We start from the raw sequence: 15607 nt of genomic DNA on the forward strand, positions 1-15607 counted from the left end.
ATTCTTATTTAATTAAAAGTGTCCGCCGCCTTGTTTCTGCTGAATCGCTCCAATCGTGCTTGGATATTCTTGTCCAATAACGGTGATATTATGATGAGTGTTACAGCTACCAGTATCATAGCAATGCCTATAGCAGTAAGGATAGTAAAGTTTTCCTTGAAAACAAATATACCAATAATAATAGCCACAAGGGGTTCCATGGCTCCTAACACTGCAGTAAGTGTAGAACCTATGGTTTTTATAGCTTGAACCAAGGCAATATTGGAGACTAATGTAGGCAATAAAGCTAACAAAAGCAGGTTGATCCAACCATGCACATCTGGAGCTAAAGTAATGCCTCCATTAAATATAGCATCAATAATAAAAAATAATCCGCAAAACAACATGGCATAAAATGTAAGTTTCAGATTATTCATTGTACGCAGGCATTCTCTATTGTTTACCAAAACCATATATATCGCATATGATGCTCCGGAAATCATCACAATAATAATGCCTACAATACTTACACTCTGTGACTCGCCAAACATACTCAATAACATAACCCCTCCCAAAGCCAAGATAATAGCAGCTATAGTGAACGGGGATATCTTTTGCTTGAATACAAAGTGCATAATAAGCGTTACAAATACAGGATAGAGAAAGTGTAACGTTGTGGCCAAGCCACTGGTCATTATTTTATAGCCATAAAATAGGAGTGAGGCAGAGCAATAATAAAGTATACCACAGATAAGCAAATAACCGAGTTCTTTCTTATGAAGAGCGAAAGACTGTTTTTTATACGACATAAGAATGCCCACAGCAATAGCAGCAAAAATAAGTCTATAACAAAGAATACTTTCTGTGTGCATTCCTGAATTGAGAAGAGGCAAACTAAACAAAGGAATCATACCGAATGTAGCAGACGATAGTACTCCTGCGAAAAAACCTTTAAATTTGGACATGGAACTTTCTTTCAATATTTATACAAAAGTACTCAATGATTTCCTAAAAGGGCAAAATGTAAGTAAAAATGGCTTGAAATCAGTATTAAAGCGGAGTTTTGAGCTAACCTTGACAGAAAGGAGCCACGGTCTAATACCTTAAGCTAACTCACATGGTGGTACAATGTGATTGAAAACCACAACGGATTACCAACGTCAAAATAACTTGAGACCGTTGACTTTTGCAACAGTCTCAACTATAGAAATTCCTAAAGTCATTGACACATAAAAACAAAGGTTGCCAATTGGATGACAACCTTCGAATAAAAACATGAGTATTATTTTGTTTACTTGATAGAACTCAATAGTTTGGCAAGAGAATCCTTGGCATCACCAAGATATAAATATACACCCTGTGCTCTAGTATAAAGAGGATTCTCCACCCCGGCATAACCCGGTTTGAGATCAAAATTACATATAAATATGTTGGGAGCTTGATCTACATTGAGTACAGGCATACCATAAATAGGAGTGCCTTCGGCATCGCGGGCTGCAGGGTTGAGTACATCATTGGCTCCAATAACCACAACAACATCGGCAGAAGCAAATTCATTATTGATGGAATCCATCTCGTATAATTGTTCATAGGGAACATCTGCTTCGCAAAGCAATACATTCATATGTCCCGGCATACGGCCGGCAACAGGATGAATAGCATATTTGACTTCAGCACCATTGGTCATAAATTGATCTGCAAGCATACGTACTTGATGCTGAGCTTGCGCAAGAGCCATTCCATACCCCGGCACAATGATAACCTTACGAGCACTTTTGAGCACCTCAGAGGTGTTATGTTCAGCTTTTGTGCCTATAGCATTGTCACTCTCTCCACTAGTCTTTGCATCAGGAGTATGTACATCATCAAATTCGTGGAGCAATTTTGTCAAAGATTCCTTTGCATCGCCCAGAAGCAGGTGCACACCTTCTTCCTTGGAATAAAGAGGATTCTCTACGCCGGCATATCCCGGCTTGAGATCGAAGTTGCAGATTATAATCTCCGGAGCTTGATCTACATTGAGTACAGGCATACCGTAAATAGGAGTTCCTTCAGCATCTCGAGCTGCAGGATTGAGAACATCATTGGCTCCAATTACTATCACAATATCTGCTTTGGCAAAATCATCATTAATAGCATCCATTTCATAGAGTTGCTCATAAGGGACATCGGCCTCACAAAGCAACACATTCATATGCCCAGGCATACGGCCTGCAACAGGATGAATAGCATATTTGACGTCAGCCCCATTTTCACTGAGCTTATCCGCCAATTGACGTACCTGATGCTGAGCTTGTGCAAGAGCCATACCATAACCCGGTACAATAATTACATTTTTAGCTGAACGAAGAATCTCACCGCAAGACTTTTGTTTGGCAACAGGTTGTACCTCTTCATCCTTTACCAGCATTTGTGACTCAGCCATAGGCTTTACCTCTGGTGCTTTTGATCGATCATTTTTCATCGATTGCGCTGCTGCGCCTCCCATAAGGATACTTGCAAGACTGCGATTCATAGCACGACACATGATCTGTGTAAGTAGTAAGCCAGATGCTCCAACAATGCCTCCCACAGCAACTAAAAGGATATCGTTAATAGCGAGTCCTGCTATAGCCCCAGCCAGACCGCTCAATGAATTGAGAAGAGATATAGTAATAGGCATGTCTGCTCCTCCAACACGAATAGAAAAGAATAATCCGAACATGGCAGAGAAAGCAACACTACCCAATACAATCATCAACACAGCATACCCGGGGATAATATTGATAGTACCCAATACAATAAATACAACGGCTATGAGCAAAAACATATTTGTCCAGAGTGAATGATTGGGCCAAATAACAGGTTTCTGTGGGATCAGCTTATGCAATTTCCCCCCGGCTACAAGGCTACCCACCAAAGTCACTGTTCCCACAACGATAGCCAGCATAGCTGTGCATTTGGTAAACACCGGATAGGCATTTTCAGTCAACGGGTTGAGTCCTATACCTTCTATGGAAAGAATACCCACCAAAGCCGAAGCTCCTCCGCCAATACCGTTTAGTAAGGCTACCAGTTGTGGCATCTGTATCATCTTTACCTTAGCTGCTATGAAACCACCTATCAAAGCTCCAATAAGCATAAATAGGTAAATCCAATAGATAGGAAATATATTATTGTAAGCCAGAGTAACCAATACACCTCCAAGCATTGCAAATGCACTGAGCTTATTTCCCAAGATAGCGGTTTTCACACGGCTCATCATAGAAATCCCCAGTAAAACCAAAATGGCCAGGAACGAACAAATGATGTAATATAAAGTAGTACTCATCATGCTCCTCCTTTCTTTTTCTTATTGAACATACGCAGCATGCGGTGAGTAACTCCAAAACCACCTACTACATTCACCGTAGCCATGATTATGGCCAATCCACCCAGGATCTTGCCCGTAAGCAAATCTCCACTATTATCAAACATGACACAAAGCCCTGTCGCAGCTATTGCTCCCACCAAAGTTACTCCTGACAAAGCATTCATACCCGACATTAGCGGCGTATGTAAGAGACTTGGAACATTCTTGATAAGAAAATACCCTACAATGGTAGAGACTATCAAAATAAGTATTAGTAATATCGGACTCATAATCTTATAATCGTTAATATTTTTAAGCTGAAGAGCCAAAGATGTCATGTTGCGGCACCTTTGGCTCTAAATTCATAAATACAATATTAAAGCCTTCTTCACGATTACAATCCCATTGCTTCCCGTGTGCCGGCATGCAGGATTTCACCGCCTTTGGTTACAAGGCTCTTACTGATGACTTCGTCGTTCATATCCAAAGAGACTTGACCATCTTTTACAAGATATTTGACAAGATTGTACATGTTCTGTGAGAACATCCAAGTAGAGCTCTTTGGCAACATTCCGGGGATATTTTTGATACCTTCAATGATAACGCCATGCTTAGTCTCTTTAGCTCCAGCAGGAGTAATAGCACAGTTACCTCCTTGGTCAATTGATATATCCACAATCACAGAACCACGCTTCATTCCTTTCACCATCTCTTCAGTGATGATAATAGGAGCAATCTTACCGGGGATCAATGCACTCAAAAATACAATATCCATATCTTGGATAGTAGCCTTCAACGCTTCACGCTCTTTGAGTAATACCTCTTCAGGTAATTTGTTTGCATATCCACCATCGGCAATAGCCAGTTCAGCAGGAACACCCGTCTCAACTATTTTTGCACCGAGACTCTTAGCTTGTTCTGCTGCTGCAGGCCTTATATCAGCAGCATAAGTAACCGCTCCCAAACGCTTGGCTGTGGCTAAAGCTTGCAAACCCGCAACACCTACACCGATAACCATAACTTTGGCCGGCTGTATCATTCCCACAGCAGTTCCCATCATAGGAATGAACGTAGAGAGATCATTAGCTGCCATAAGGATACCTTTGTATCCAGCACAAGTACTCATTGAGGTGAGAGCATCAAGATTTTGAGCACGGGAAATACGAGGAATGCCATCCAATGTAATGGAAATTACGCCACGTGCCGCAAGCTTCTTTACCATTTCATGATTGATAGGAGAAGCCGGGTGTATAAATGTAATCAGGTATTGTCCCTGACGCATCATATCCACTTCGTGCATGCCCAATTGTTCATTGTACAGAGGCTCCTTTACTTTCAATATCATGTCTGCTCCGTCATAAATAGCCTTAGCGCCATCCACAAGTTGGGCGCCGGCCTTTTCGTATTCTTCATCATGATACTGGGCACCTTCGCCTGCACCTTTTTCAAAAAGGACTTTAAATCCGTCTGAAACAAATTTGGCAACGGTCTCAGGACTTGCCGCTACACGAGCTTCGTCGTGCATAATCTCCTTTGGAACACCGATAATCATAATAGATTCGATTTAAAACGTGTTTATTAATGTGATCTAATTCTATTTAGGTTAACTATTGCCTGAGTTAATAAAATCGCGACAATATTTTTTCGTGTATTATTAAAGGCTATAATCAATCGTCACAAATTTAAACAAAATAAAATAACCCTGATATCTTTAACAATAAAAATATCATCGCTATTTACTTTATTTAAATAATTAGCACCAAAAAAGATGTAAGAGCTCAAAACCCCTGATTAGTAATATATTTTTTTCTCTTATTTCTTATTGCGAACTTCTCCCCTCCCCTTACTAAATAAAAATATCAAAATGCAACCCAACAAAAAGACAAGGCACCAAATAAAACATAAAATACAACAAAAAAGCAACACATAGTTAAGAATAAAACAAAAATGAAATCTTTTTGATCAAACAATAATACTTAAGCTTAAATTATTTGCTATTTTTGAGTCTTCAGATTGATAACAATTAAACAATAACAATGATGAACACCATATCTGAACGATTATCAAGATTATCTTCATCCGAGACTTTAGCAATGTCTCAAAAAAGCAATGAGCTCAAATCCCAAGGTGTCAATGTAATTAACTTGAGTGTGGGTGAGCCTGACTTTAATACACCCTTACACATCAAAGAAGCAGCTAAGAAAGCTATCGATGAAAACTTTAGCTTTTACTCACCCATTGCCGGCTATCTTGATTTAAGAAATGCTATTTGCGAAAAGTTAAAGAAGGAAAACGATCTTGAATTTGATCCTAATCAGATTGTTTGTTCAAATGGAGCCAAGCAATCAATCTGCAATTTAATCCTAGCGCTTATAAACAAAGGGGATGAAGTGATTATCCCTGCGCCCTATTGGGTAAGCTATCCCGAGATGGTCAAGCTTGCTGAGGGTTTTCCGGTATTCATTGAAACTGATATATCTCATGACTTTAAAATTACTCCCAGCCAACTGGAAGATGCTATTACTCCCAATACCAAAGCTCTAATTTTGTGCTCTCCTTGTAACCCTACAGGGAGTATTTATTCTGACACGGAACTTAAAGCATTAGCCAGTATTTTGATAAAACATCCTGACATCATTATTATATCGGATGAAATTTACGAACATATCAACTATACCAACAAACATCAAAGCATTGCTCAATTTACTGAGCTGCAAGATAGAGTTGTTATTGTAAATGGTGTTTCCAAGTGTTATGCCATGACTGGGTGGCGTATTGGATGGCTTGCAGCACCTCAATGGATTGCCACGGCTTGTATCACATTGCAAGGGCAATATACGTCTGGCCCATCCTCCATTTCCCAAAAAGCTTCATTAGCAGCCTATACGGGAAATCAGGATTGTGTAGAAACAATGAGACAAGCTTTTGAGCGAAGGAAAAAACTCATCGTAACTCTACTGGGTGAAATTCCGGGACTAATAGTAAACAATCCGCAAGGGGCATTTTACATCTTCCCGCAATGTGACTATTATTACGGCAAGTCATACCAAGGGAGAGAGATAAAGGACTCTACCGATTTAGCAATGTATTTACTGGATGTAGCCCACGTGGCCTGCGTAGGGGGGAAAGCATTCGGAGCTCCACAATATATCAGATTATCCTATGCTACTTCAGACGAAAATATCGTGCAAGCAATATCGAGACTCAAAGATGCTTTTGCAAAACTCGAATAAGAAAAAACCGTTGCATAGCAGGCAAATTGCTTCGTTGCTTGCGAGATTCGCGCTTGGTCATTTACCTGAAGTAAACTCCCTGTGCACTCACTCTTAGCGCCTTGCACTTTACCCTCTCTGCCCGGTCAAAGTGTCTTTTGTCGGCTTTGCCTCCAAAATCCATGAGACTGTTGACTTTTGCAACAGTCTCAAGAAAAGACTAATAAACCAGCCTTGAGCTTCATAGATAAGGAGTAAATACTAAAAGCCATCGATATTGGTCGATGGCTTTTGATATTAATACGGAAAACCACATTTTGATCATTTCGAGTTGAATAACACATATACAACGATCAAAACTTATGCGACTATCTGAAATTCAGCATTAAGAAATAGAAGCGTTGTAAATTTCCTTGAGCGATTCTTCAAGCACTTCATCAAATTCTTTTTCAGGTTGATCATCACTCAGACCTTCAGCAAGAGCACGTGAGAATGATGCTATCATACCGTGATTTTTAGATAAAAGCTCATTGGCATACTCTCTTGAGTATCCTCCGGAAAGCGCCACCACACGAAGTACATTTTTATGAGCAATGAGATCAGCATAAAAATCATTTTCAGTAGGCAAAGTGAGTTTTAGCATAACTGGGCTCTTGATGCGCTCAAGGTGCTCCATCAGCACTTTCTTCAATATTTTCTCAGCCTCGGCTTTAACAGTACAGTTTATATCTACCTCCGGCTCTATAATAGGCATCAGATCATGAGCTTGTATGAGTTCAGCCCACTCGAACTGTTGCTTTACCACCTCTCTGATACCGGTTTCGTGAGCATCCTTAATGACGCTTCTCATTTTAGTCCCGAAGATATTATACTCATTAGCTTTCTTGAGCAAAGCAGATAATTCAGGGAAAGGTTTCATCAATTGCACACCATCCTTAAGGTCTTGAAGACCTTTATCCACTTTGAGGAAAGGTACTATACGCTTTACATCCCAGCAATAATCAGCCGTAAAACGGCCTTCAACCTTACGCTCCATAGTCATTTCAAAAAGAATGACCCCCAAAATATATTTGGAGCTAAAAACCGGACTGGTAAGCATCCGACTACGCATTTTGTGAATAAGATCATACATCTGTTCATCGTTGGTGTATCGGTCTTTATCTATTCCGTAAGCAAGTAAAGCTTTGGGAGTAGAACCACCACTTTGATCCAACGCTCCGATAAATCCCTTACCCTCTCTCATTAGTCTCAATTGTTCCTGATTCATAATGTAAAATCATATTTAAAAGTTGATAATTCTGTCATAGCTCATTTCAAGAGTATTTGCGACATATTTCTTATAAGGAATGTCCAAAACATAACGTTTGAAACATATCTCCAACCCTTATTACAAGGGAAATTAGTCGCCCCATGAGGCGTAGTTCAATTCAATTCGGATCAATATTTTCATCAAGGATTAGAAAACTTTTTGATCATATCTAAAGGTACGATTTTATTTCAAATCATCATATTTATTCATCAGATACATTGTCATTTATACCTAATACATATGAGATTGTATCGTCAGAAATATATTATATTCCCTTCTTGTAGTTATAAGACTAAAAAGGCCTTTAGTGTTCAATGAAGTCCATCACCAATCAAATTCATTTGCCTCCTTATACTTTCTTCATGCACTACTTCGAATATTTGTTTTATAAATTCAGGCCTCATCCCATAAGCCCTACCTCTCAATATCCTTTTACTCAAGACTTCATTATAGCGATCTGATTGTAAAATTGTTACCCCATGCTCTTTCTTGTAAGAACCTATTTCATTCGAGATACGCATGCGTTTTGCCAACTCTTGGATAATCACACCATCACATTCATCAATCTGAGCTCGCAATTCGGACAAGCGATCCGCATTGTCGTATTCTTTACGGATAATAAGTTGTTTGATTATTGTTGATAGTGTTTGGGGTGTTATTTGCTGTGACGCATCACTCCAAGCTGAATCAGGGTCACAATGACTTTCAATAATAAGTCCGGAAAAGCCCAAATCCATAGCCTGTTGGGACAAGGGAGAGATGAGTTCACGTTTACCTCCCATATGACTTGGATCACATAAAAGAGGAAGATTCGGTATTCTGCGATGTAGTTCGATTGGGATATGCCATTGAGGGAGATTACGATAGATACTTTTATTATAGTAGGTAAAACCTCTATGCACCGCAGCCATACGTTTTATTCCGGCATTATTGATTCGTTGTATTGCACCTATCCATAATTCAAGATCAGGACTTACCGGATTTTTCACCAAAACGGGTACATCTACACCTTTCAAAGCATTAGCAATCTCTTGCACAGCAAAGGGGTTAGCTGTAGTGCGCGCACCAATCCAAAAAACATCAATACCAGCTTTGAGGCTCTCATATACGTGCATAGGAGTAGCTACCTCTGTGCATACATACATGCCTGTCTCTTCCTTGACCCGCCTGAGCCAGGCCAAAGCTTTTACCCCCACCCCCTCGAAGCCTCCCGGCTTGGTTCTTGGCTTCCATGCGCCTGCTCTGAAAATACGGATACCGTTATCCCTAAGTTGAAAAGCAGTATTCATGACTTGCTCTTCAGTCTCGGCACTGCAAGGCCCGGCTATAACCAAAGGTCGATGATACTGTATATCATGGAATAATATGGGATCAATATTTAATTTCATACTCTCCAATACCGTCTAATTCTCATTAGGCTTATGTATCTCATATCCTAACATCGAACTGAATTTCTTACATATTCCAGGAAAATAACCCATCATTCGAGGCATAAAGGCCCATCTCCGGGTATATTTCTTTTGATATAATGCCTGCTCAATAAGTTTTAGTCCCGGAGCCCACTCTTCACCTACATGACCATCAGCAAATCCTGATCGGATTTGAGCGTCATGATTCTTCAGGGAATCAGGTTTGATGTATTTCGATCTTATCAGATTAGGGCCACATACATCGAACCAGAGCTCCCCTCCGGTAAAGCGGTGCACCAATTCATTTAAAAACGATTTTACATCATCCTCGAAAAAATACATAAGTACACCCTCTACAACAAAAATAAAATCAGCTTGGGGATGCTTCTGCTTCAACTCATCCATCCAGTCTGTTTTCAATAAAGAAGCTGATAAGTAATGATCACGTGAAGGTTCGGGGATTAATTCACGGCGCAAATCAATAACTTCAGGCAAATCCATTTCATAAAAAATTGCTTTTTCAATCTCATTGAGACGCTGGAATCGGGTATCTAACCCACAGCCTACGTTGACCACTACAGGGTTTTTACGCAAGGAGATAAATCGTGATACGGCATCATCAAAATAACGACCTCGCACAACGCATCCCAACTCGCTCATCTTAGCTCCGTCAAAACGTGAAAAGTCATAATCCAGACTGCTTACCAACTTTTCGGCCAATGGATCGTGCAAAATAGCACCTTCTCCCCTACTACTTTCTTTTGCTCTCATGTACAGGGGGATCAGCAAGGTTTCCGATATTATATTATTAAATTCATATTTTCTTTTCATATTGTCATTGTCTTTTTAGTCAACTATTCCCATATGTAATAAAACGTTTACCACCATAAATATTGCCATTGTCCAAGTAATCACCGATAATTTACCATTGAAGTAAGCCGGAGTGGTCTTGCGATATACCTTTAATTCCTCCTCAAAATAAGGTTCCAACGAGTATTTGACTTGGATCTTTATCATCATCAAATCCATGATAATGTAAAGCGGGTACAACCAAAGTGTATATAAAGCACCGGTAAGTAAAATCAAAGATAAGTGGCACAGTATATCTCCAATGATCATAGGATGCTGTACTTCTCCGTATATGCCCTGCGTAAGAAGCTTCTTCGGGGCATAAAAGGAATTCTTGGTGGCTTCTATATTCTTTGACATAGATCTCTTGACCCAGAAAAAGCTGAAATAAATAAAAATCCCCAATAGGACTAAAACATACACCAAATTAAAGGCTGTAAAATCACCCCGAAACCAATCGTAAATACTCTGCATTCTGGGTTGCTTGAAGAAAGGCAAAGCATACCATATTAAGGCAGGATAGCCCCCAGTGAAGTATAGTTTTTCAGGCAAATTAGATTCTTTGCCCAGATGATGATATTTATAGCCGAGATAAAACGCATAGAAGTAAATAATCAAGCCCAAGAGGGACATGATCACTACAATCGCATGAATTATAAAATTGAGACTCATGATGTATTTATTTTGTTTGAATTTTTTTGTCAAATGAGGTTGTATGGAGTGAGAGACCATCATCCTCATAGATATCGCACGGTTCGGGCATTTTTACCGCTATAATACCGGCAAAGTTGTTCCATTTGATGAATGTATCTACACACCTAAAACCAACACTTCGAAGCAATTGTAAATTTTCGGTATGTGTCAAAGGGATCAGAACCCCCCTGAGGCTTTGTGATTTTTTGATGACTTGCTGTTCGTTCAAGCCATGTTCTTGCTTGAAATCCCAATACAAGTCGTTCCATATATCCTCGAACAAGGAATTTTCCGCTCTTACTTTCTCAACTAAAATAAAGGCTCCACCATCTACCAAACCTTTGTAAATACGTTGCACCACTTTCTTTCTTTTCCATAGTGGAAGGAATTGCAAGGTGTACAAAGAAAGGACCAGATCAACATTGGTAAACTCATTGATATCCTCAATCCCCTGCTGTAAAAACTGTACGTCATCGCCAATACATTTAGTTCGGGCCGCTTCAATCATAGAGATGCTTTCCTCCACTCCTATAAACCTAACATTCTTTTTTCGGGCATGCTTGCGCAATAACAAGGATATTGTCTCACCTGTGGACGAACCCAAATCATAGATAGTGCTATTATCTCTGATAAACCATTCGCTCATCTCTATCACAGCCTTTTGTACCTCTTCGTACAGAGGAACGCTTTTGCGCACATGACTATCAAAACTTTGCGATACCTGTGCGTCGAATTTCCATTCACCGGGAACAGAAGTAATCAACTGATCTACGGATCCTTTATTATTTTCCATATTTGTATTTATTTTTTGAAGTATAGATTATTGCCAAGAAACTCAACGCAATCATAAGAAGAACGTACGATAGGAATAGATTGGAAAAACACACCAGAGGACTGCTCCACACCAAAAAACCAATGAAATAGATTGGCAAAAAGCACGTAACTGCTATAGAGAAATTATTATAATAAGAGAATTTGTTACTGAGGAAATAAACGATGATCGATGAGAATGCCATGAAACCGCTAATCAGCCCAAAAGTATATCGATCGAATGGCAAGGTCGAGTTATAAGGGATCTTAGAGAGGACTTGCCATGCCTGCTTAGGAAAAATAACACTGAAAAAATTGAGAAATAACAAGAAAGCAATTACTCTAAACAGAGGGGTGACTATTTTTAATGATCGAGGCTGCATAGGATTACCTTTGATCCCCTTATTGAGATAAAACATAAGTCCTCCTACCACAAACCATATAAACGGTTCGTACTGGGATGAAATATTGTCTAAATGAGTACGCACTTTGAGCCAGTACATAAATATGCCCATAAAACCTATCAGAAATGATGCAATCCGAGTAATGGGTTTGTATTTATCCAAGTTAGTCAAATACAAAAAATAAATACAAAAGAATCCGAAAAACAGGCATTGCTGACGAAAAAGAATCATAGTCACAGATGAGAATTCCATATCGTCTACATAGGTCTTCAGACTATTTGCTCCCAAGAATATCCAAGGAAAGCCTGTAAAGCAAGCTATAGCACACAACCATAAGATGATTGTAAGGATGCGTCGTATTATTAATATCGATGTCATATAAATTATTATTTATGCACTTCAACAAGCACATGAGGCGATGCCGGAGTTTTGGAGTAGAAAATTATGTTTTTTGGTTGTTCGGATATTGAATGATGTGAATAAAAATCAACAATAAATCAGGATCACAACATCGCAGAAACAAACCATTATTTTCTTAGTTAGGCTTTGTTATTTTCTTAGTTAGGCTTTTTGATTTTGCTAGTTAGAAAAATTTAAAAGCCTAGTTAGGAAAATAATGAAACATAGTTAGGAAAATACGCCCTACGTTTTTTTACAAAAATTAAACTCAATAACAGGGGGATTTAACACTAGGCTATTTATACAATACTACTCATTTCTCTTATGTACTATGGGCAATATTCCACTTAAAAATATGATTGTCTCCGATATGCTCCTCTGTAAGACTATATTCTTTCAAGGTTTTCATAAATGCGCAACAATCTATGGCATCACAAGCATAATGAAGCCCGGCAGCAACCTTGTCATGACACATTTGCTCAAAAATAATAGCAGAGGGCAATGCCGTAAACATCAAATTATCTACTGTATATAAAACAAATCTTTGAGGATCAGATATAGAATCTTCCGAATCAAACCATTCACAAAATACCCCACCCCATACTTTTTGCTTTTTTACAAGTCGCTCATAATCATTCCTAAGTATTTGGGTAGCACTATCAGGATCTTTCCTTTTGAATATACTCAAATAACAGAATTTCATCATAGACATGTAGTCGTTCATAATCACAAAGGATGAAATTTCTTTTAGTTGATGGCTTTTCACGGCCATGGTTGACAATTGATCATCAAACATGGGAAAACATCTTTTTTTACCTGGAAGAAACTCAAACTTCCTTTGATGTACGGAACGAGTAAAAGACAGAGGTTTCTTTGCTCCATAGGCATAAATATAGGACGATGTTTTTCTCATTGATGAGACAGCCAAGTCATAACAGGAACTGTATGACCACGTATCTACAGCACCAAAATACATACGGAATATGCCCTTTGATGAAGCACCAAGATAGGTATCCATTATATATTTCGAAAATATCCCTGAGATACCGGGCATCCAACCTGCACCTATGATAAAGCACAGGTTCTTTTCCCGAATATCTTTTTCATATTTCTGCATAGATTGGTAGAGAATATCATAGCCTCCTACATCAATATAGTGGCATCCGCATGCCAATGCTTGTAAAGCGATAAGATTTCCTTGTTTTAGAGAGGGTCCTGAGACATTGATGACCAATGAGCATCGATTGCAAAAGGCCTGCAAATCCGAATGTCTTTCGCAATTCATAGATTGATACGATACATTGGGACCAAACTCTGCCTTTACAGTTTCACCAGCAATACTTCTTCTACCGCCAATGAGTAGTTTATTATCAGCCAGTAAAGGAGTCAGTTTTTGTAGCATCAGACGACCTACTGATCCCATACCTCCTATTACTCCTATATATTTTTCAAAATGCATACTCATTGTTTTATTATATTCAAACCAAAACTCTGTAATAAACTTTGCAATACAGTAAGATCGAGAGAAAGATCGTCAAAAGACGAAACTACAGAGTTCATAGATATTTGACCTCTTAGCAGCATCACCACAATAGCCGCACAAAAAGCTCCCGTCAATTCAAAAGAAGATGCAGCCGTAAGCGAAACACTTCTTTTGTTTATACCATCCGCAACTTGGGCATTTACCAATACAATTCGTTCATTCCATTTATTATTAGCTAGGTCTTGCTGTTGTTTATATGCCATGTTGCGACACCAATTATTCACCCAGACATATTTTCTCGAAAGATAAATGAGCCATTTAGGAAAATTTTGCAAATGAAATGCAGCATCAAAATCTTTTAGATTTTTGAATGTCTGATTGTGTCTTAATGTAGCAACTTCAGGAGAGGAAAAATAGGTTAAAGAAACCTTCTGATGCTCAGGATCGAAGCTAAATTTGGTACTTCTTTTGTATTTACCAGGCTTCACGACCAGACTTTGCCCCTGTGACAGTACTATCAAACGATTCCTAAAAGCATGAAACATATTGTCAATAGAAGCCTTACCTGATCTTACTCCCGCTCCAAAATACAATCTTATCCCAGCTTCCAAAGTAGCATCCATAAATTCAATAGCAGCAATATGAAGCATCAAAGAAGTCAAACCCGGACAGAGTCCCATTCCTGTCAATACTCTCCCTTGCGGATTTGAAGGCGACATAGAGGATAAAACAGATAGTTTTTCCAAATGCTCGTATTCATCATTAATATCAATACAGACAATTCTGTTTTTGAGACAAATCCTATATATGTCCAGTCCTACAGAAAAGAAAGGGCCTAAGGCAAGTATTATAATGTCGAACATTTTCAAAGAATCTTCACATTCATTAGCCTGCAAAAGATCCAGCTTCATGTAAGCAACATCAGGATGACTCTCTGATGGAATAACACCTCTGGAAGCTATAGTAATATCGCAAAGATGAAAGAAATTGGATAAATGATTCAAAATACATTTACCTGCAACCCCCGTACCTCCGATGAGTAAGACTTTACTTTTTTGCATCACGGAGTTTTCTTTTATCAATGTATAAATAGCATATTAAAATATATGCAGTAACAGACAGGCTGAAAATACACGGTTGTAAAGGGGTAAATATTGCAGGGCATATACGGCCTAATACCCATAGCAACAAGGTGAGAACTACAGGGTTTATTACAATGGTCCAAACCGGGATAATAGATTTCTTTGACAAAGACATCAAGCCAATAATAATCCATGACAAGGGAAGCAAGATAAACATGAAGGGATTGAAAGGAGCATTGATACTATTGAGCAAATCCCAGTCTCCCGGTAAAATGCGGGAAGAAAAGGCTCCCACACGATCAATAACAATGTAACTGTAATGATAAAAGCTAAGCATCAATAAAGCGTATACAATGCAAATACTGATAATCAAAGAAAGATTCTTATTGACAAAAATACCGGCCTTATATACAAATACCATACCTGCTATCCAAGAAGGAAACATAAATATGCAACCATAAGAAGCAAGATTAAGAATCGTTTGATCCAAAGTCAAGATACGAGATACAAAATATGATGTCTCTGTTGTAGTCATCTGCACCAAATAATCACATATCGAAATAAATACTCCAGCAAGGATGCTCATAACTATTATGAAGCGATAAAAGTGTCTTTTACTATCCATATTTGAGAATTTATCTGATCTT

14 protein-coding genes are annotated in these 15607 nt (G+C 38.8%); 1 reads left to right on the forward strand and 13 read right to left on the reverse strand.

Features of this window, described 5'->3' with window-relative positions; all coding sequences use genetic code 11:
- Positions 1-8 precede the first annotated feature (8 nt).
- The 4 genes from VYJ22_RS08540 to VYJ22_RS08555 all read right to left on the reverse strand — a co-directional run bounded on the left by VYJ22_RS08540 (position 9) and on the right by VYJ22_RS08555 (position 4862).
- Complete coding sequence (locus tag VYJ22_RS08540; protein ID WP_329903552.1) at positions 9-944, reverse strand: DMT family transporter; 936 nt, start codon at positions 942-944, stop codon at positions 9-11.
- 326 nt (positions 945-1270) lie between these two features.
- A complete protein-coding gene (locus VYJ22_RS08545; protein WP_329905597.1) occupies positions 1271-3289 on the reverse strand; it encodes an NAD(P)(+) transhydrogenase (Re/Si-specific) subunit beta in 2019 nt (672 codons plus the stop codon).
- The gene (locus tag VYJ22_RS08550) at positions 3289-3600 is read right to left on the reverse strand and encodes an NAD(P) transhydrogenase subunit alpha (RefSeq protein WP_329903553.1); all 312 of its coding nucleotides are present in this window, start codon (positions 3598-3600) and stop codon (positions 3289-3291) included. Before VYJ22_RS08550 ends, VYJ22_RS08545 begins: the two co-directional genes overlap by 1 nt.
- A gap of 104 nt (positions 3601-3704) precedes the next feature.
- The gene (locus VYJ22_RS08555) at positions 3705-4862 is read right to left on the reverse strand and encodes an NAD(P) transhydrogenase subunit alpha (RefSeq protein ID WP_329903554.1); all 1158 of its coding nucleotides are present in this window, start codon (positions 4860-4862) and stop codon (positions 3705-3707) included.
- Between the two features lie 487 nt (positions 4863-5349).
- Here VYJ22_RS08555 and VYJ22_RS08560 point away from each other — a divergent pair, with 487 nt between their 5' ends.
- A complete protein-coding gene (locus tag VYJ22_RS08560) occupies positions 5350-6543 on the forward strand; it encodes a pyridoxal phosphate-dependent aminotransferase (RefSeq protein ID WP_329905599.1) in 1194 nt (397 codons plus the stop codon).
- A gap of 364 nt (positions 6544-6907) precedes the next feature.
- Here the strand turns inward: VYJ22_RS08560 and VYJ22_RS08565 are convergent, their stop codons facing one another.
- The 9 genes from VYJ22_RS08565 to VYJ22_RS08605 all read right to left on the reverse strand — a co-directional run bounded on the left by VYJ22_RS08565 (position 6908) and on the right by VYJ22_RS08605 (position 15585).
- A complete protein-coding gene (locus VYJ22_RS08565) occupies positions 6908-7789 on the reverse strand; it encodes a fructose bisphosphate aldolase (RefSeq protein ID WP_329903555.1) in 882 nt (293 codons plus the stop codon).
- A 353-nt stretch (positions 7790-8142) separates the two neighbouring features.
- Positions 8143-9219 carry a bifunctional 3-deoxy-7-phosphoheptulonate synthase/chorismate mutase type II gene (locus tag VYJ22_RS08570; protein ID WP_329903556.1) on the reverse strand — a complete coding sequence of 359 codons (1077 nt, stop codon included), beginning with the start codon at positions 9217-9219 and terminating at the stop codon, positions 8143-8145.
- Positions 9220-9234: 15 nt separating this feature from the next.
- The gene (locus VYJ22_RS08575) at positions 9235-10071 is read right to left on the reverse strand and encodes a class I SAM-dependent methyltransferase (protein ID WP_329903558.1); all 837 of its coding nucleotides are present in this window, start codon (positions 10069-10071) and stop codon (positions 9235-9237) included.
- Positions 10072-10086: 15 nt separating this feature from the next.
- Positions 10087-10761: a methyltransferase family protein gene (locus VYJ22_RS08580; RefSeq protein ID WP_329903559.1), complete on the reverse strand. Its 675-nt coding sequence runs from the start codon at positions 10759-10761 to the stop codon at positions 10087-10089.
- A gap of 7 nt (positions 10762-10768) precedes the next feature.
- Positions 10769-11575: a methyltransferase domain-containing protein gene (locus tag VYJ22_RS08585; protein ID WP_329903560.1), complete on the reverse strand. Its 807-nt coding sequence runs from the start codon at positions 11573-11575 to the stop codon at positions 10769-10771.
- Positions 11565-12374: a hypothetical protein gene (locus VYJ22_RS08590; RefSeq protein WP_329903562.1), complete on the reverse strand. Its 810-nt coding sequence runs from the start codon at positions 12372-12374 to the stop codon at positions 11565-11567. Before VYJ22_RS08590 ends, VYJ22_RS08585 begins: the two co-directional genes overlap by 11 nt.
- 343 nt (positions 12375-12717) lie before the next feature.
- A complete protein-coding gene (locus tag VYJ22_RS08595) occupies positions 12718-13854 on the reverse strand; it encodes a saccharopine dehydrogenase NADP-binding domain-containing protein (RefSeq protein WP_329903564.1) in 1137 nt (378 codons plus the stop codon).
- Positions 13855-13856: 2 nt separating this feature from the next.
- Positions 13857-14939 (reverse strand): saccharopine dehydrogenase family protein, encoded by a 1083-nt coding sequence (locus VYJ22_RS08600; RefSeq protein WP_329903566.1) that lies wholly within the window; start codon positions 14937-14939, stop codon positions 13857-13859.
- Positions 14926-15585, reverse strand: coding sequence for a hypothetical protein (locus tag VYJ22_RS08605; protein ID WP_329903568.1), 660 nt, complete (start codon positions 15583-15585; stop codon positions 14926-14928). The genes VYJ22_RS08600 and VYJ22_RS08605 overlap by 14 nt, the downstream gene beginning before the upstream one ends.
- Between the last annotated feature and the right edge of the window lie 22 nt (positions 15586-15607).

Origin of the sequence: Porphyromonas pogonae (assembly GCF_036320655.1) — a bacterium.
GTDB lineage: Bacteria > Bacteroidota > Bacteroidia > Bacteroidales > Porphyromonadaceae > Porphyromonas > Porphyromonas pogonae.

What these genes read in the sequence shown, in the direction of transcription:
- VYJ22_RS08540 (WP_329903552.1), bottom strand. Translation starts at nt 944, where the DNA reads ATGTCCAAATTTAAAGGTTTTTTCGCAGGAGTACTATCGTCTGCTACA.
- VYJ22_RS08545 (WP_329905597.1), bottom strand. Translation starts at nt 3,289, where the DNA reads ATGAGTACTACTTTATATTACATCATTTGTTCGTTCCTGGCCATTTTG.
- VYJ22_RS08550 (WP_329903553.1), bottom strand. Translation starts at nt 3,600, where the DNA reads ATGAGTCCGATATTACTAATACTTATTTTGATAGTCTCTACCATTGTA.
- VYJ22_RS08555 (WP_329903554.1), bottom strand. Translation starts at nt 4,862, where the DNA reads ATGATTATCGGTGTTCCAAAGGAGATTATGCACGACGAAGCTCGTGTA.
- VYJ22_RS08560 (WP_329905599.1), top strand. Translation starts at nt 5,350, where the DNA reads ATGAACACCATATCTGAACGATTATCAAGATTATCTTCATCCGAGACT.
- VYJ22_RS08565 (WP_329903555.1), bottom strand. Translation starts at nt 7,789, where the DNA reads ATGAATCAGGAACAATTGAGACTAATGAGAGAGGGTAAGGGATTTATC.
- VYJ22_RS08570 (WP_329903556.1), bottom strand. Translation starts at nt 9,219, where the DNA reads ATGAAATTAAATATTGATCCCATATTATTCCATGATATACAGTATCAT.
- VYJ22_RS08575 (WP_329903558.1), bottom strand. Translation starts at nt 10,071, where the DNA reads ATGAAAAGAAAATATGAATTTAATAATATAATATCGGAAACCTTGCTG.
- VYJ22_RS08580 (WP_329903559.1), bottom strand. Translation starts at nt 10,761, where the DNA reads ATGAGTCTCAATTTTATAATTCATGCGATTGTAGTGATCATGTCCCTC.
- VYJ22_RS08585 (WP_329903560.1), bottom strand. Translation starts at nt 11,575, where the DNA reads ATGGAAAATAATAAAGGATCCGTAGATCAGTTGATTACTTCTGTTCCC.
- VYJ22_RS08590 (WP_329903562.1), bottom strand. Translation starts at nt 12,374, where the DNA reads ATGACATCGATATTAATAATACGACGCATCCTTACAATCATCTTATGG.
- VYJ22_RS08595 (WP_329903564.1), bottom strand. Translation starts at nt 13,854, where the DNA reads ATGCATTTTGAAAAATATATAGGAGTAATAGGAGGTATGGGATCAGTA.
- VYJ22_RS08600 (WP_329903566.1), bottom strand. Translation starts at nt 14,939, where the DNA reads ATGCAAAAAAGTAAAGTCTTACTCATCGGAGGTACGGGGGTTGCAGGT.
- VYJ22_RS08605 (WP_329903568.1), bottom strand. Translation starts at nt 15,585, where the DNA reads ATGGATAGTAAAAGACACTTTTATCGCTTCATAATAGTTATGAGCATC.